We start from the raw sequence: 15,649 nt of genomic DNA, 5'->3' as shown, positions 1-15,649 counted from the left end.
CTTAGAGAAACAATGAAAAAACAATATTTTTCGTATCAAGAAACGATTGATTTCCTTAACACGGCAGCCACTTTGTACCCTAATTTAATCAAGGTACAAAGTATTGGCGAAACGTGGGAAAAGCGCCCGATTATGATGGCTACGATTAGTCTGGATGTTGCAAATGCAGACTCTAAACCTGCTTTATTATATACCGGAACTATCCATGCGAGAGAATGGATAGGCATTGAACTCGCGAATAATTTCATTAAATACATTATTGAAAATCACCAATTCAATCCTAAGCTGCAACATGCGTTAACGCTTAATACGCTTTATATTGTTCCCTGTTTAAACCCCGATGGATTTGAGTTCTCTCGAACTCACTTTTCATTTTGGCGAAAAAATCGCCGCAATAATGGTGATGGCAGCTTCGGTGTAGATTTAAACCGTAACTTTGGTGTGCGCTTTAAAACCCGCGCCGATACCAGTTCAAATACTTACAGTGGCCCATCTGGCTTTTCAGAGCCGGAAACCTGTGCGATTCGTGATTTTGTGGAAAGCCATAAAAATATCACCACTGCACTTGATTACCACTCGCAGGGTAATGTTTTCTTCCCGGCTCATAAATTTAATCATGAAGCTGAAATCGATACCACAGATCTCAATACTCTGTGCGCCAATATGGCATTTGAAATAGAGAAGGTGACCGGTAGAAAATACGGCATTCATCGCGGAAAACCACCAACAAATTTAATTAATGGTAGCGGTCGAGAGTATTATTATAATTTGGGTATACTTTCTGCCGTTGTCGAAGTGGGCACAAAAAATATTCCTGACTATATGGAAAATATGTCACAAAGTGTTAATGAAAATATACCCGCATTGGTGCATGCGTTAGGCTCTGCAATTAGCTACTCTGATTTGGCACCTAAACGTGTAGACAACTTTAATATTAAAGAACTGACTGAAAACAGCGTGACATTTGAATGGGAATATAAAAATAACGATAATATTTATTTTGAAATATACCGTAGTGTGCGTCATAAAAGCCCGTGTAGAGACGATAACCTGGTGGGCATTACTAAATCGTTGTTTTTTACCGACGTACAATTAAAAAGTGGTCGGCACTATTTTTATAAAATTCGTGCGGTTGAGCAAAACACAAAAATCAAAGGTCCGTACGCGCCAGAAATAAAGTTAAAAACCTTACTGGCACATGATCAATACAATAAAACTTTATTTCCTGCCAGCCAGGATATCGGTTATGTCGGCCAATACACAGAAGAAAAAAACCATGATCACTTTGGCTTAAATTCTTTATTCATCGGGGTCAATAAGTCGCGTGGTATTTGTTACGGTGTTATCGCCTTCTCACTTGATAAATTACCCGATGATGCGACTATCAAAGAAGCCAGTTTTTCACTTTATCCGATGAACAGGGTAAGTGCGAAAATTGAAGGCTATGGTGAATGGGGTCTGTCGTTTTTAGATGCGAGCTCTGTTCCTGATATTCGTGACTATAACGATATTGCCAATGCCACCGTCATTCACTCGGGACAAACGATTGAATCCGATCGCGTCACTCAAGGTGTCTGGAGTGCCTGGCATTTAAATGCGAAAGAGCGCGATATTCTGCAAGAGCAATTAAAAACCGGTACCGTGCTTATTCGTATTGATGGCCCGACGCTATTACCTAAGGGTAATGATTCGCAAATAATGCAGTTTGACATCGGTTATGGTCGCTTTGGCTCTGGTATTCATTACCGTCCTAATTTAGATATCACTTATAGCCGTCAACCTAAAACCGTTGAAGTATATCCTACCGCTGTTAATACTATCTCTGAAAATGGGGTGGTTTCGGGTAGTCTGCAATCGGGTTATGATGGAAATGGCCATAAAATATACGGCCAGTTAGCATTTGCCCTGCATTCTATGCCGGATCCAGAAAAAACAGTGATCACCGATGCTTATTTAGAGCTGGAAAACACCAATGCCCTTGGTGATAAAAAAGATATTCGTTTTACCGTCGAGCTTGCTGAATTTGAAGACATTAATTTTGAAAGTATTAAGCAGCGTGACAGTATTCAGTATATTGGATACGAAGTGGGTAACGAGCAGTTACGCTATAAAACCCAACATATTTTTGACTTTGATACTTTCAGTCGAGTTGAGCTGGAAAGGTTTCTTTTAGAAAATAAGCAGGCCTATTTCATTATTCGTGCAACTGCCGCATTGAAAAATGGGCAGGGTGAATTGATTAACTGGCTTAATGATCCCATTCATGACAAACAGGCTAAATTAGTCATTCAATATATCGAACGCGCTAAAGTTGCCTTACAAGCGCCAAGCGATATAAAAACATCAATAGAAAATGGTCAAACTAAAATTACCTGGGAAAATCCTAAAAACAAAGATTTATTAGGATCGTTTGTGGTTAGAAACTGTTTTCATCCGCCGCGTACGCCTTTTGATGGTGTTAAAATTTATGCGGGTCAAGATACCTATACCTATGATAGTTTTGGTAACCCCAATATACCGAAATATTATTCTATATTCTCATATGATGACGTGCCTAATTATTCAATTCCAGCTTGTATTCACTTCAGTGTTAAAGAAACCATTCCGGTGATCGAAATTGATCCCGAAGAGGTTGAAGTGCAAGGGGATGAAAATATGCAGAGTTCGGCTGATAATAATTAAATAGCTTATAAGCCTGCAAATAGGCTCTTTATAAGGGCTTGGTAAAGAAACAGCTAGGGCAGCTTACAGTGATGTAGGCTGCCCTAAATATTTTGCATTATCTATACTTTATCCAACACTTCAACAGTTTCAGCCATCTTTCCTGAATTATTAATAATTCTGAAAGTCGCATAGATCGGATTGTGGTCTGAGATTTTCTGGGTATCAATTGCTTCGGCTTTGAGCAGTTCCAGATCTCTATAGAAAATATGATCGAGCGGTTTTTTAAAGATCTGTTTGACGTGATGCCCTTCCTGAATGTCTGCTTTTTCCAATCCGAGTGCGTGTTGAAAAGTATCCAGTGCCATGATCCGTTTTTTAGTCCAATTATTAAAATCACCTGCAACTATTATCGGACCGCTGCAACTGTGCAGTACTGCTTTTATCTTCTCCAGCTCTTTTATAAATATTTTTATGGAGACAAAATTGATGCCATGAATATTGACAATATGCAGGGGTCGGCCGTCGGGAAGTTGGTGATACGTGATGAGCATACTTTTATGGGTAATAAGACCGATTTCTCGCCGATGCGTAAGGTGTGGGCTGATGGTTGCAAAGGCGGTTTTGGTCGCAGTTAAAACGCCGTAGATATGCTGAAAAGTCTCTATATTACTGGCCATCGCATAGGAAAACTCATTCAATACCGGGGCGATTTTTTTTAGGAATTTGACCTCTTGAAAGAGTAGAAAGTCACAGGGGTACTCTTCGAACAGAGTTGCAAAGCGCTCTAGAAATTGTGTGTGCAGGTTCTCTTTATGAATATTCCATACAATAAGAGAAAACTTGTCCGTCAGCTTGTGCTGCTGGTGATCAAGTCTTTGCGGGAAAATATGTGGTATAAAAATAAGTTATCCCTTAGGGTCTGTTGACCTTTTGTATGAGTCTAAAAGCGTCCTGCGCTGCGTTATGCGTGTTTACATAGAGTAATACCAAACGCATTAATAAAGTGATCTGATTTGCTATTTAAAATTGATCATAAATTTAATAGCTGTCTTATTTGAACGCCAACTAGCACGAAGCATGACAACAAACGCATTGCTCGTAGGGTGCATTCTATGCACCGATTTCCGCTATCCGCGGTGCATAGAATGCACCCTACCGATAACACCATATAAAATGCATTAATAAAGTAATCAGATTTGCTATTCAAAATCATACCGACGGCTTTGTGAGCGTAAATTTTTCCTTTGAAGCAACTGAATATAAATTAATGCTTTTGGTATAACTATCTTCTCTCCTCATGCCTTACTCAGAACACTTTTAGATTGAACTAAATTTGTACTCCAAAGGTCAGCAGACCTAGAGTTGCGGGGCTATGATACGCATAAAATTTTCGGCAATACGACGTAGTCTGGAAGCCTCTTGCATTTGTGTGTCAGCCTTAGTGATAAAACCCTGCATCCACTTTTCTATTCCGTAGATAATGGCTTTAGAATAGGCAAAGCTGACGACTTCATAATTAAGCAGCAGGGAGCGGTTGTCAATATTGACCGAGCCTATCATAACGGCATCTCGGTCAAATAGAATAGCTTTGGCATGCAGCATCTTACCTTTATATAAGACCAGATTGATTCCCTCTTCCTGCAGTTCTCGCATGTAAGAGCTGCGTCCAAGGTCGGCGACTAAATGATCGGACTGCTTGGGTGTGATCAGTTTGATATCAACGCCATTGTGTTTGGCAATCTTTAATGCATGCATCAACGTCTCGTCGGGCAAAAAATAGGGAGTGACTATCCAGATGCGCTCTTTTGCGGAGTGAATCGCACTGATCAGTGCTTCATAAAGGGCATCACCTTTGATATCGGGCCCGGACGGCACAACTTGGATATAGGCATCACCACAGACCTTTTGTAAGGGCCGGGCTGCCTGACGCAGGGGAGAGTCGGAGGCATAGGCCCAGTCAGCTTCAAAGATCTGAGCATACTGGTAGGCGGCATCCCCTTGGGTCTTAAAAAGAATATCTTCGCATTGATCCTGTTTTTTTGCGGGCCCCATATACTTATTTGAGAGATTCATTCCTCCGGTAAGCAAGGTGGTCTCGTCAAAGAGATAGATCTTACGATGGTTGCGCAGATTAATGGAGTTTTGATAGGGCAGACGAAGCAGCGGCATAAAAAAGTGGACTTCGCATCCCGCTTTTCTAAGTTTTCGCAGTGGACCTTGAAAAAAATAGAGTTTATAGGAACCGAGTGAATCGACCAGCAGTCGCACATGAACACCGCTTGACTCTTTCTCTATCAGGGCATTGATGATTGTTTTAGTGACCTTGTCTTGTTTTAGAATATAGGTACTGAAACTAATGCTCTTTTTCGCATTTTTGATTTCATTTATTAATATATTGTAGGCGTTGACGCTCTCACTGATAAACTCAAAACTGTTATGCTCACTTGCTCCGGTAATACCGTTAGCACGTATAATACCGTCTATACTGTTGATTTTTCCGCTACTTTCGCTGGTACTTTTGACATGTAAAGATGATTTTTTCTTTCTAACCGGACGTTTGCGAACACCGATCAGAAAATAAAGTAAAAGAGAGAAGTAGGGCAGTATGATCATCAGCAGAAGCCAGGAGATCATGCTCGTCGGAGAACGTCTTTGGTAGAGCATGTGCAGCATAGTAAACACGATAAGAATTTCGGTTATAATAAAAACACTGTTGAGTGTCAAATACTTTAAAAAATCATTGTCCATAAAAAAAGCTTCCCTATGTCTTGAATAATCAGAGCAACCTCGTACCCAAGATGAGATTGTTATTGAGATCTTAGTGGCAGAGAATAAGCAGACCGGCAAAGAGGGGAAACTTTTAAAAGTAAAAAAGTAAATTATCCTATCGTGTATTCATCTCATAATAGTAGCGACAAAATCACTATTAATAGTCCGATAAAATCTAAGTCGCTTTCCCCCGGAAGGGCTTGTTATCAGCCAATGGCGTAGTGTTTGGGATGCCTTTTAGTAGTATAAGTATATTTTTAAAGCTGCACTGTGCATGTTAACACGTTATCCATAGTATGAAGAACACACAAAAAAAATACGAGTCTCAATAATCAAGCATTTCAATGAGTTCTGAATAATCTCCTTTGAGTAGCTGATTAATTTTTACAAAAGCCTTCTTAGCACATTTCTGTTATGTCATATCCTCATTTGAAAATGCCACGAATTTTCAATAGCAGTTTGCTTATTCATTATTATGCGCCCACTGGCAGATATTTGTATTTATTTATATTCAGTGACTGAACATGTGCCGGGCTGATTGATGGCCAAGCATGAGCTGTTTTAGCCGAAAAAACTCGAAGCCTGAAGCTGAAAGGCTCGTTGCCCGCCGCTCATCGCTCAAAACCCGTAACTCGCAATTCATCACTCGTAGCTCGTAACCCACAGCTCAAAACCCATAGCTCATAACCAAGCTACACTTCTTTATTTGAATCGGTATTAGTAACTGATTGGTGTTATTAAATTTAAAGGAATAAGTCTCATGAAAAGGATCATCTTCACACTCGTTTTAATTTATTTATCTGCCTGTACTATCCAACCTGACACACAGAGTCCGGTTGACGTTAATGAGATCCAATGCATTGGTAGTCTTGAATTAAATCCGCAGCTCGCGGAGCTGTTTATTGTTGCCGATGATCAGCAAATGCTGCAGCGTGCGTTAGGGGAGGCTGAGCATGGAAAATTGTGTCAGGGTCGTGTATATCAACTTAAACAGGGGCAGAATCTGCCGCTGTATCGCTCCTAGAATAGTACTAATCCAAACAGTCAAATGGGTAACTGGTGGGCGTTTAATAAACCTACTGGCAAGGTCAGTTTATACCGCAGTGATTATGAAATCTGTTATCAGTGGTCGGCATTAGATAAATTAACCCAGTGTCAATTAAAAGCAGGCGCAAAGGTGGTGATTGGTAATGGGCAAAGTGCGCAATGTTCCGATTATTTATCTTATCCGGTTTCAGCTGTACAGCAGGTTTATATTGAGGACAGTAATGAGTTAATGCTGGACTGTGAGCAGTTTGATGGTGTATTTAAATGGCAGTGAGATGTGATTGAATCAAAACTTAGATTCAAATAATAAAAGGGCCGTTATGGCCCTTAAATCAATTAGCTGATCTTGATTAACGACTTTTATAGTTACGTTTTCGAGATTTTTTCTTTTCTATTTTATTTTCTGCCTGTTCAGCCATTAGCTGTGCGACGGCCACTTTTTCTACTTTTGCCATTTCCGGTGTTTCAATACTTAAAGGACCCAGTGCTCCGGATCTTAATTCATTAAGTAAAATGGTGGAAACCTTATAGATATCAAAATGACCTCCGGCGCGTAAACAGCCTCGACGTAATGCAATGCCTTCCATTAGCTCATGATCACTTTCGGGTAAGGTCTCAAATTCGTAACGTTCTTTTAGACGGTCGGGATAATTTGCCAGCAGGTACTCAGCGGCATAATAAGCGATATCTTCATATTCAATGGCGGTATCTTTTATCGCGCCTGTAACGGCAAGACGGTATCCGGAATTTGCGTTTTCAATTTTAGGCCATAAAAATCCGGGTGTATCGGAAAGCATGATGCCACTGGGTAAACGGATCCGCTGCTGTTGTTTGGTGACGGCGGGCTCGTTACCTGTTTTAGCGATGATACGATCAGCTAATATATTGATAATGGTTGATTTTCCAACATTTGGAATGCCCATTATCATAGCTCTAATCTGTTTGTCCTTACCCAATTTGTTGGGTAACATCTGTTCACACAATTTGGTGATTTGATGTACCTGCTCAGGTTTGCTGGTGGTAATAGCGAGTGCTTTTATACCCTGCTCTTGCTCTAAATAAGTGATCCACTGCGCAGTGACCTCCGGATCTGCCAAGTCAGATTTATTAAGTACTTTGATGCAGGGGGTTTTTTCACGAATATTAGCAATTAACGGGTTTTCACTGCTGTAAGGGATGCGTGCATCAACGACTTCGATAATAATATCAACCTGGGGCAAGACCTCTTTAATCTGCTTGTGTGCCTTGTGCATGTGCCCGGGAAACCATTGGATATTAGCTTTACTCATTTGATTTTAAACTCTTTTGTTTTTTATAGTATCCAATGGGGTCGTTCTTGGGGAACTAAATGTGATTATGGAAATGATGGACAGTGAGACTGCCTGAGGAAAGTTTAACTTATTGGACGTTAACCATCAAATATCATTGCTGGCGAGAATGTCTTATATTGCCCGATGCAGCCGTATTTTTAAGCTCGGTGCAATTTCACTCTATAAAATGGCTACTGCGTTTTAATAAACCTAAATTAGGTGATGATGCAGGCATCGTCACCTAATTTGGTTATCTATCACTATCTTGATCAGCGGCTCTGTTTTATTCGCTCTTGGCCGTGGAATGATTGTTTTTTCTCTCGCGAATCTCTTGAGCAGCTTCTTCCGCTGTTTCTGGTACCGTTTTTTTCACAGCTTCTTCGGTTGTTTCCGGTACAGCTTCTTTCACAGTTTCCTGCGCGGCCTCTTCAGCTTCTTTCACAGTTTCCTGCGTGGCCTCTTCAGCTTCTTTCACAGTTTCCTGCGTGGCCTCTTCAGCTTCTTTCACAGTTTCCTGCGTGGCTTCTTCAGCTTCTTTCACAGTTTCCTGCGTGGCTTCTTCCGTTGTTCTCAGTACAGTTTCTTCCACAGTTTCCTGTGCACCCTGTTTTTCTGCCGAAGGTGTTTTCAGTTGCGGAAAGGGCACGTCGGCATCAGCTGCGTCAAGCAGATCCTCGGACTGGCCGGCCATATGGGTATACAACGCCTGATAACTGCTGGCGACTTGTCCCATCAGCTTGGCGCTGTCGGAAAAGTGGTTGCTGACTTTAGATTTGTAATGATCCAACTCTGCTTTAGCAGTGTCGATCTCTTGCTGCTGCGCGGCTTTTTGTCTTCTGCCTAATGTCATACGGCATATTACAAAGCCGATGATACCACCGACAATCCCGCCAATAATAAAAATCAAAACTTCGTTTATTTCAGACATGTGCACCCCTTATTATAATGTAAAACAATTTACCACATCATCGGCATAACGATTTGAATAATATAGATTAAGACAATGCAGATAGACTTTGGACAAAGTATAGTAAGAATAAACACTATTTATAATTATGCAAACCCTTCTTTTTTCGCCGTGCTGTCCGTATCAATCATCTGAAGTTCTGCCGTCGAGTGGATCTTATTGCAAAGATCATCAATTTTTATAAAATGACTATTCACTACCGAGGGCGTAAACGTTAGAATATTAATATTAATCAAAAATGACGGAAGGTAGCGATGGCTTATATACCCAGTAATTATAAAAGTTTAGAAAGCGATTATCGAGATAAAGCATTAAAATTATTTCCTTGGGTCTGTGGAAAGTGTGCGCGTGAATTTGTATATTCCAATCTGCGTGAATTAACGGTCCATCATGTTGACCATGACCATGCTAACAATCCGGCAGACGGCAGTAACTGGGAGTTGTTATGTATCTATTGTCACGACCATGAACATGATAAATATACTCAGGCTGACCTCTACGGCAGCAGCGTTAAGGCGGGTGATGATGACCACGTGGGGGCCACCTATAATCCATTTGCGGATTTACTGAGTAAAATAAAAAAATAGACTCAATAATATTTATTAAATAACTTTACTCCGTGTCGTACATTGAAACTCGCATTTACAGACTGCATCGGTATAATCGCCTTTTTTCTTGAGACCTTAGAGTAAATTATGGAAAACTTATTGGACAAACGTTTTCGGGGCTTTTTTCCGGTCATTATTGATATTGAAACTTCTGGTCTTAATGCGCAAACCGATGCTATTTTAGAAATAGCGGCTATTTTTCCGGCGATGGATTCGCAGGGGTATCTTTATGCCGCTGATAAAGTTCATTTTCATGTATTACCTTTTGAAGGTGCAAATTTAGATCCAAAAGCTTTAGCCTTTACCGGTATTGACCCTTTTAATCCTCTGCGTGCTGCGGTGGATGAACGGGATGCATTGACTGAGATATTTAAATTAGTGCGTAAGCATCAAAAGGATAATAACTGCAACCGGTCAATTATCGTTGCCCATAACGCCTCATTTGATCAAGGTTTTATCAATAAAGCCACTGAACGCCTCAACTTAAAACGTATGCCATTTCATCCTTTTGCGAGCTTTGATACCGCCAGTATGGCCGGTTTGATTTTGGGACAAACGGTTCTTGCCAAAGCCTGCCAACAGGCTGATATCGCCTATGACAGTAAGCTGGCTCATTCGGCTTTATATGATACGGAAGTGACCGCAGAGCTGTTTTTTTATATGGTCAATAAATGGAAGGCGTTAGGAGGCTGGCCGATAGCTTCAGTTTAACAGGTTGAATTATAAAACAATAAGCTGAAATATTGGGATTTTTTTTGGATGGTTGTGATCGCTTTACATCGGACTTTCAAAGAGAAAAGCAGGATAATTACTTTTGGTAATGGATAGGCAAAAAAAAAGGATACATTCAGTATCCTTTTTTTTTGTGTCGCGATTTAGACTTTATTCTTGCTCGGCAGTTGCTGTTGCCGCAACGGCTTGCTCGATGATTGGTTGTAATTCACCTTGCTGAAACATTTCCATAATAATGTCACATCCGCCAACCAACTCACCAGCAACCCATAATTGAGGGAAGGTTGGCCAGTTTGCATATTGTGGCAGTTCTGCGCGAATATCTGGATTTTGTAGAATATCTACGTAAGCAAAAGGGTGACCACATTGCATTAACGCTTGAGAAGCCTGAGATGAAAAACCACAGCTGGGTAATTTTGGTGAGCCTTTCATGTAAAGCAATACTGCATTTTCACTGATTTGGCTTTTGATTTTATCTAATGTTTCCATTTTTAATATCCGGTAATTATGTTATTGGATCGTGCCCACACCTTAGCATAGTCAAAACGCTTTATAAATATGGACTAATTGAATCTACTTTAGCATAAATTTTCATTGACATGGATCATTTTCTTGTCGAAAATTAGGAGTTAGGATTACAATAAGTTAAGATCAAACACAAGAAATTAAGATCGAAAAATGATAGCAATAATTCTATCACTCATAACTACATCAAATTGGAGATTACAACCATGGCTTTTGAATTACCAGGATTACCCTTTGCAATCGATGCGTTAGAACCACACATTTCTGCTGAGACTCTTGAGTACCATCACGGCAAACATCACGCAACTTATGTTTTAAAATTAAATGGGCTAGTTGAAGGTACTGATCTGGCTGAAAAATCATTAGAAGAGATCGTTAAATCTTCTGAAGGTCCTGTTTTTAATAATGCGGCGCAAATTTGGAACCATACGTTCTACTGGAACTGTCTTGCACCAAATGCGGGTGGCGAACCTACTGGCGCTGTTGCAGATGCAATTAACGCAAGCTTTGGTTCATTTGCAGCATTCCAAGCGGCTTGGAATGATAAAGCAGTCAACAACTTTGGTTCATCGTGGACTTGGCTAGTGAAAAAAGCAGACGGTTCACTGGATATTGTTAACACATCAAATGCAGCTACACCATTAACAGACGCTTCAGTAACGCCTCTACTGACTGTTGATCTATGGGAACATGCATATTACATCGATTACCGTAATGCGCGTCCTAGCTACTTAAACGGTTTCTGGGCATTAGTTAACTGGGATTTTGTTGCTAAAAACCTAGCTTAATCGCTTTATGCTGCCTCTTTAAAACACTGAAGAGGTCCAGCTAAGCAGCTATTGTTAATATTAAAAAACCTTAATAGTGATATTAAGGTTTTTTTATGGGCTTTTTTATAGGTGAAAGTAATAAATCTAAATCATTATTTAATTGAAAGAGATTGCTGTTATTTTAAATTTTGTTGGTTTTGTGCAATTAATCTAGGTATCAGGCCCGACAGACGATAATAAGATGCTTCAATTCTTTTAAAAAACAGTGCCATAATAATGGTGCCGACTAAAAAAGATAAGACAAATAATAACAACATGGTTGAAAAACTTTTTTCCTGATAATCATTAATTAAGCTGAGAATTTTTTCCTGCTCAAGTGAGATTCGTATATAACCAATCTTCTCATTGTCTTTATAAAGTTCGGCTATGTGCGGAATGATCCCCTGCGACCGTTGCTTATCGGAAGACTCTATTTTAAGCAATAGAGGTAATGGAATTGCATCTTTTGATTGAAAAATCACTTTTCCAAATTGATCGTAGATTGTGACGTCCCTGACGATAGGATCATGTCTTAACTCTTTGATAAGTAATTGTAAATCTTTATCTTTCTGCTGTGATAGATAACGAGAAGCCTCCGAGGCTGCCAAGTTTGTCAATGAATATGCAAATCTTTCTGTTTGCTGATAACGAATGCCATCGGAAGTATTACGCAAGCTTATAAACTGATAGGCAATAACGCTACAGATAATCACTAAACTTGAAATTTGCAATGTCCGCAGCAGATAATACATCTTTTTATGCATTTATTATTCCTCAAGAACTGACGGGTAAAACTTGCAATGCCAAATCGCAATAGTTATGGTGTCATCCATAATTTAAACCCTTTAGATGTAGGTATTTTACAGTGAAAGTAATCAAAAATCTTTGCAACCCTTCAAATTCTCAATCACTAATTCAATGGCGAGATTGTTTAAAACAAGAAGTTAGTCAATTAGAAAATCTTTTTTACCATCAAGGAAACTTAACACAAGCATTCGTTTCTGATTTTACAGTGAAAGCCGAGCTTATTGTGATGGGTAAACAATTTACAACACTGGATTTAGATAACTTACTTACCCTTTTAGAAAATGAAAAAATCGACTCGATACAATTATTTTCACCTGAAATAATAGAAAATATTGTGGTTATGCGTTTTGCTTTAAATGCTTTCCCACAATCTTTAAAGGCTAAATTAGATAACTTCGCAGCAACGTTGAAGTTGGATTTTGCGTTGATGGAAAAATTCCCTGACTGGTCTCAACCCGGTTTAGTATTAATGGATATGGACTCTACCACGATTCAAATAGAGTGTATTGATGAGATTGCACGACTGTTTGGTGTCGGCGAGCAGGTCTCAGCAGTCACCGCGCTTGCGATGCAGGGAAAAATAGATTTTAATGAAAGTTTAAGGACACGAGTCGGTAAATTATCCGGGGCACCAGTATCAGTTTTAAAAGAGGTTGCAGATCATATGCCCTTGATGCCGGGCTTGCTTGAACTTATTAAGGGGCTAAAAGAAAGTGGCTGGAAAGTAGCTATTGCGTCCGGTGGATTTAACTATTTTGCGGATCGCCTAAAAGAGGAACACGGTTTTGATAAAGCTGTCGCAAATTCCTTAGAAGTTGTGAATAATCACTTAACCGGTCAAGTTGTTGGTGAAATAGTTAATGCAAGCGTCAAGGCGCGGACACTGTCTGAATTAACGGAGCAGTTCGATATTCCATTATCACAAACCGTTGCTATTGGTGATGGTGCGAATGATTTAATGATGCTGCAGGCTTCGGCGATGGGCATTGCCATCCACGCTAAACCAATTGTACAAGAGAAAGCGGCAGTAGCGCTGAACCATCTGGATTTGTATGGTGTATTAGGTATTTTAAGTGCTAATAACTGCACTCATTGGTAAATTTAGTTTCAATTTAATGGCTAATCAAAACCGATGGGTCGAGTTTGAGATTTGAATACATCATTAAGATTAGTCTATACCCTATTGATTTATAACAAAACAATAGGGTATCGTACTAATTATTAAGCATTATGTAATTGATTGGACTTTGTTTGCTCAGCTATATCAAGTTCAACGATACGCTGCAAATGGATTAAATTGTCTAAATTTACTGTCAAAAATTGAATGCCTAAAACACCAAGTTGTTGGTGCACAATAATACCACTCAATTTAAGTTCGATATCTACTCCTTCTAATATTAACGTCATGCGAACGTTATCATCCTGCATACCAGGCCAATTGTCAGGGCATTCAATTGAAGCCCCCTGAGCGTTGATATCTAATATGTCACTCTGCCATGTTTCTAAGTCTGCCACTCCTTCTCGACTCAATATGCAATAACCAATATGATGGATGCGTGGAAACTCCCGTTTTTCTTTCATACCATTCCTTATGTCTTTATCATGGTGTTTCGATATTACAGATGAACTGCTTATATATGATAGGTAACTGTTCGCATATAAGCGATTTTGCTAATACATTATTAGCTGAAATTGTTGCTTCTATAAGGGGCAAGGTTAATTTATCAATTGCCTGTTGAGCAATTGGAAAATAGCTTAAATGCCAAGGTTCAATGGCCACTCCACCGTTATATTTCTGGTAGGGACGATAAAATCCAAAGCTTTTCATATTCTCCGAGAGCCATTGAGTGAGTTCAAAAAAGTAGCCTGCTTCGCTGTATTCACTCACTGTTAATTGTAAGTTTTTACCTGCCGGAAGACAATCTGGATCAAAAAAATCAAAATCGGTTCCCCAATGATGGCGACTGGTACCCGGTAAAGCAGACCAGTGGAGAATGGCAAATAATTTTTCACTCTCAGAGAGTTTCTCTACTGCTAAGGGCACCCCATTTTTATCTAAGATCGGGGTTTTGTCCGAAAACTTGTTATTCCAGATTAATTGCTGCCGTTCAAAACTACGAAATCCGCTGGCTATTTGCAGATTAAAGCCCGCTTTTTGTGCTGCCATTTGCAGGCCATTAAAAGCACCGACAACCTCTTTATGTACATAAATATTATTTGAAAGTTGGGTTAAATGAGAAAACACTTGACCGGTTAATTGCTCAGCTAGCATGTTAATAATTTTTCCAATGTGAGCCGGTAAATATCGACTAACTCTTCAACATCAGTAATTTTCACTGATTCATTCACTTTGTGAATGGTTTTATTACCGGGACCGAGTTCTACAACTTGCGCCCCTGTCGGTGCAATAAAACGTGCATCGGAGGTGCCGCCACTAGTGGAAAGCTCAGTTGTTAAACCGTTCACAGAAAAGATAGCCTCACTTACCGCATTAGTCAATGAACCCGGCTGGGTAATAAACGGAGAGCCGTTATAGGTCCATTTAACCTGATAATGAAGTTCATGTTTTTGCAGCACAGCAACCACGCGTTCAATAATCATTTCGGCTGTTAACTCGGTAGAGTAGCGGAAATTAAACTGAATCTGTGCTTCTCCGGGAACAACATTACTCGCACCCGTGCCGGCATTAAAATTGGTGATTTGAAAACTGGTCGGTGGAAAATAGTCGTTACCGTTATCCCACTGCATCTGCGATAATTCAGTGAGCGGCCCAACGCAGGCATGAATCGGGTTTTCGACCATATGTGGGTATGCCACGTGACCCTGCACACCATTAATGGTTAAATCGGCCGTTAATGACCCTCTGCGGCCATTTTTAATGGTATCACCAACATGATCTGTGCTTGAAGGCTCTCCAACAATACAATAATCAATTTTTTCATTACGCGCTTCAAGTGTATCAATCACGCGCACTGTACCGTTGATGAAAGGTCCTTCTTCATCGCTGGTGATAAGCAGCGCAATGGACCCGTGATGATCCTGGTGGGTTTTGATGAACTGCTCTACAGCAATCATAAAAGCGGCAATACCACTTTTCATATCTGCAGTGCCGCGGCCAAATAAAATACCGTCGACAACGGTTGGCTCAAAGGGAGGATAAGTCCAATTTCCTTCGGGACCAGTTGGTACCACATCGGTATGTCCCGCAAAACAAAAAAGCGGTTTTTCTGTTCCTCGACGTGCCCACAAATTGGTGGTATCTGCGAATACCATTACTTCACACTCAAAGCCTAATTTTTCAAGTCTAGAGATTAATAACTGCTGGCATCCTTCGTCGCTTGGGGTAATCGAACGTCGGCTTATTAAATCTTTTAAAAGAGCCAAAACTGGGCTGTCTGACATAGTGTTTCC

17 protein-coding genes are annotated in these 15,649 nt (G+C 40.1%); 8 read left to right on the top strand and 9 right to left on the bottom strand.

What is annotated here, in order from left to right:
• Positions 1-12: 12 nt before the first annotated feature.
• The gene (locus ACJAZP_RS02255; RefSeq protein ID WP_415229109.1) at positions 13-2,682 is read left to right on the top strand and encodes a M14 family zinc carboxypeptidase; all 2,670 of its coding nucleotides are present in this window, start codon (positions 13-15) and stop codon (positions 2,680-2,682) included.
• Positions 2,683-2,783: 101 nt separating this feature from the next.
• On the opposite strand, the gene ACJAZP_RS02250 is transcribed toward ACJAZP_RS02255, so the two are convergent.
• Positions 2,784-3,551 (bottom strand): endonuclease/exonuclease/phosphatase family protein, encoded by a 768-nt coding sequence (locus ACJAZP_RS02250; protein ID WP_415229290.1) that lies wholly within the window; start codon positions 3,549-3,551, stop codon positions 2,784-2,786.
• A gap of 469 nt (positions 3,552-4,020) precedes the next feature.
• Positions 4,021-5,412, bottom strand: coding sequence for a phospholipase D-like domain-containing protein (locus ACJAZP_RS02245; RefSeq protein ID WP_415229108.1), 1,392 nt, complete (start codon positions 5,410-5,412; stop codon positions 4,021-4,023).
• A gap of 781 nt (positions 5,413-6,193) precedes the next feature.
• Between ACJAZP_RS02245 and ACJAZP_RS02240 the strand changes: the two genes are divergently transcribed.
• Together ACJAZP_RS02240 and ACJAZP_RS02235 are read left to right on the top strand one after the other, a co-directional pair.
• Positions 6,194-6,457: a hypothetical protein gene (locus ACJAZP_RS02240; RefSeq protein ID WP_415229107.1), complete on the top strand. Its 264-nt coding sequence runs from the start codon at positions 6,194-6,196 to the stop codon at positions 6,455-6,457.
• A 24-nt stretch (positions 6,458-6,481) separates the two neighbouring features.
• Positions 6,482-6,754, top strand: coding sequence for a hypothetical protein (locus ACJAZP_RS02235; RefSeq protein ID WP_415229106.1), 273 nt, complete (start codon positions 6,482-6,484; stop codon positions 6,752-6,754).
• A 76-nt stretch (positions 6,755-6,830) separates the two neighbouring features.
• On the opposite strand, the gene ylqF is transcribed toward ACJAZP_RS02235, so the two are convergent.
• A complete protein-coding gene (ylqF, locus tag ACJAZP_RS02230) occupies positions 6,831-7,769 on the bottom strand; it encodes a ribosome biogenesis GTPase YlqF (protein WP_415229105.1) in 939 nt (312 codons plus the stop codon).
• Between the two features lie 83 nt (positions 7,770-7,852).
• Here ylqF and ACJAZP_RS02225 point away from each other — a divergent pair, with 83 nt between their 5' ends.
• Positions 7,853-8,035 (top strand): hypothetical protein, encoded by a 183-nt coding sequence (locus ACJAZP_RS02225; protein ID WP_415229104.1) that lies wholly within the window; start codon positions 7,853-7,855, stop codon positions 8,033-8,035.
• A 38-nt stretch (positions 8,036-8,073) separates the two neighbouring features.
• Here the strand turns inward: ACJAZP_RS02225 and ACJAZP_RS02220 are convergent, their stop codons facing one another.
• A complete protein-coding gene (locus ACJAZP_RS02220; protein WP_415229103.1) occupies positions 8,074-8,718 on the bottom strand; it encodes a ZapG family protein in 645 nt (214 codons plus the stop codon).
• Between the two features lie 293 nt (positions 8,719-9,011).
• Here ACJAZP_RS02220 and ACJAZP_RS02215 point away from each other — a divergent pair, with 293 nt between their 5' ends.
• Positions 9,012-9,344, top strand: coding sequence for a YajD family HNH nuclease (locus ACJAZP_RS02215; RefSeq protein WP_415229102.1), 333 nt, complete (start codon positions 9,012-9,014; stop codon positions 9,342-9,344).
• A gap of 108 nt (positions 9,345-9,452) precedes the next feature.
• Positions 9,453-10,076 (top strand): ribonuclease T, encoded by a 624-nt coding sequence (gene rnt / locus ACJAZP_RS02210; protein WP_415229101.1) that lies wholly within the window; start codon positions 9,453-9,455, stop codon positions 10,074-10,076.
• 171 nt (positions 10,077-10,247) lie between these two features.
• Here the strand turns inward: rnt and grxD are convergent, their stop codons facing one another.
• Entirely contained in the window at positions 10,248-10,586 is a 339-nt protein-coding gene (gene grxD, locus ACJAZP_RS02205) for a Grx4 family monothiol glutaredoxin (RefSeq protein WP_415229100.1), read from the bottom strand.
• 242 nt (positions 10,587-10,828) lie between these two features.
• Here grxD and sodB point away from each other — a divergent pair, with 242 nt between their 5' ends.
• Positions 10,829-11,410, top strand: a complete 582-nt coding sequence (gene sodB, locus ACJAZP_RS02200; protein WP_415229099.1) for a superoxide dismutase [Fe] — start codon at positions 10,829-10,831, stop codon at positions 11,408-11,410.
• A gap of 158 nt (positions 11,411-11,568) precedes the next feature.
• Here sodB and ACJAZP_RS02195 read toward each other — a convergent pair whose 3' ends face one another.
• On the bottom strand, positions 11,569-12,195 hold the full coding sequence (locus ACJAZP_RS02195; protein ID WP_415229098.1) for an AhpA/YtjB family protein: 627 nt from the start codon (positions 12,193-12,195) through the stop codon (positions 11,569-11,571).
• 101 nt (positions 12,196-12,296) lie between these two features.
• On the opposite strand from ACJAZP_RS02195, the gene serB reads away from it, so the two are divergent.
• Positions 12,297-13,337 carry a phosphoserine phosphatase SerB gene (gene serB / locus ACJAZP_RS02190; protein WP_415229097.1) on the top strand — a complete coding sequence of 347 codons (1,041 nt, stop codon included), beginning with the start codon at positions 12,297-12,299 and terminating at the stop codon, positions 13,335-13,337.
• A gap of 122 nt (positions 13,338-13,459) precedes the next feature.
• Here serB and ACJAZP_RS02185 read toward each other — a convergent pair whose 3' ends face one another.
• The 3 genes from ACJAZP_RS02185 to dapE are packed head-to-tail and all read right to left on the bottom strand — an operon-like array spanning position 13,460 to position 15,640.
• Positions 13,460-13,819, bottom strand: coding sequence for a PilZ domain-containing protein (locus ACJAZP_RS02185; protein WP_415229096.1), 360 nt, complete (start codon positions 13,817-13,819; stop codon positions 13,460-13,462).
• A gap of 19 nt (positions 13,820-13,838) precedes the next feature.
• Complete coding sequence (locus ACJAZP_RS02180) at positions 13,839-14,510, bottom strand: M15 family metallopeptidase (protein ID WP_415229095.1); 672 nt, start codon at positions 14,508-14,510, stop codon at positions 13,839-13,841.
• The gene (gene dapE / locus ACJAZP_RS02175) at positions 14,504-15,640 is read right to left on the bottom strand and encodes a succinyl-diaminopimelate desuccinylase (protein WP_415229094.1); all 1,137 of its coding nucleotides are present in this window, start codon (positions 15,638-15,640) and stop codon (positions 14,504-14,506) included. Before dapE ends, ACJAZP_RS02180 begins: the two co-directional genes overlap by 7 nt.
• Between the last annotated feature and the right edge of the window lie 9 nt (positions 15,641-15,649).

The sequence above is a fragment of the Psychromonas sp. genome (genome assembly GCF_047632955.1).
GTDB lineage: Bacteria > Pseudomonadota > Gammaproteobacteria > Enterobacterales > Psychromonadaceae > Psychromonas.
The sequence above is the reverse complement of the archived record's forward strand: the minus strand, read 5'-3'. Positions and strand labels throughout refer to the sequence as shown.

What these genes read in the sequence shown, in the direction of transcription:
- ACJAZP_RS02255 (WP_415229109.1), top strand. Translation starts at nt 13, where the DNA reads ATGAAAAAACAATATTTTTCGTATCAAGAAACGATTGATTTCCTTAAC.
- ACJAZP_RS02245 (WP_415229108.1), bottom strand. Translation starts at nt 5,412, where the DNA reads ATGGACAATGATTTTTTAAAGTATTTGACACTCAACAGTGTTTTTATT.
- ACJAZP_RS02240 (WP_415229107.1), top strand. Translation starts at nt 6,194, where the DNA reads ATGAAAAGGATCATCTTCACACTCGTTTTAATTTATTTATCTGCCTGT.
- ACJAZP_RS02235 (WP_415229106.1), top strand. Translation starts at nt 6,482, where the DNA reads ATGGGTAACTGGTGGGCGTTTAATAAACCTACTGGCAAGGTCAGTTTA.
- ylqF (WP_415229105.1), bottom strand. Translation starts at nt 7,769, where the DNA reads ATGAGTAAAGCTAATATCCAATGGTTTCCCGGGCACATGCACAAGGCA.
- ACJAZP_RS02220 (WP_415229103.1), bottom strand. Translation starts at nt 8,718, where the DNA reads ATGTCTGAAATAAACGAAGTTTTGATTTTTATTATTGGCGGGATTGTC.
- ACJAZP_RS02215 (WP_415229102.1), top strand. Translation starts at nt 9,012, where the DNA reads ATGGCTTATATACCCAGTAATTATAAAAGTTTAGAAAGCGATTATCGA.
- rnt (WP_415229101.1), top strand. Translation starts at nt 9,453, where the DNA reads ATGGAAAACTTATTGGACAAACGTTTTCGGGGCTTTTTTCCGGTCATT.
- grxD (WP_415229100.1), bottom strand. Translation starts at nt 10,586, where the DNA reads ATGGAAACATTAGATAAAATCAAAAGCCAAATCAGTGAAAATGCAGTA.
- sodB (WP_415229099.1), top strand. Translation starts at nt 10,829, where the DNA reads ATGGCTTTTGAATTACCAGGATTACCCTTTGCAATCGATGCGTTAGAA.
- ACJAZP_RS02195 (WP_415229098.1), bottom strand. Translation starts at nt 12,195, where the DNA reads ATGCATAAAAAGATGTATTATCTGCTGCGGACATTGCAAATTTCAAGT.
- ACJAZP_RS02185 (WP_415229096.1), bottom strand. Translation starts at nt 13,819, where the DNA reads ATGAAAGAAAAACGGGAGTTTCCACGCATCCATCATATTGGTTATTGC.
- ACJAZP_RS02180 (WP_415229095.1), bottom strand. Translation starts at nt 14,510, where the DNA reads ATGCTAGCTGAGCAATTAACCGGTCAAGTGTTTTCTCATTTAACCCAA.
- dapE (WP_415229094.1), bottom strand. Translation starts at nt 15,640, where the DNA reads ATGTCAGACAGCCCAGTTTTGGCTCTTTTAAAAGATTTAATAAGCCGA.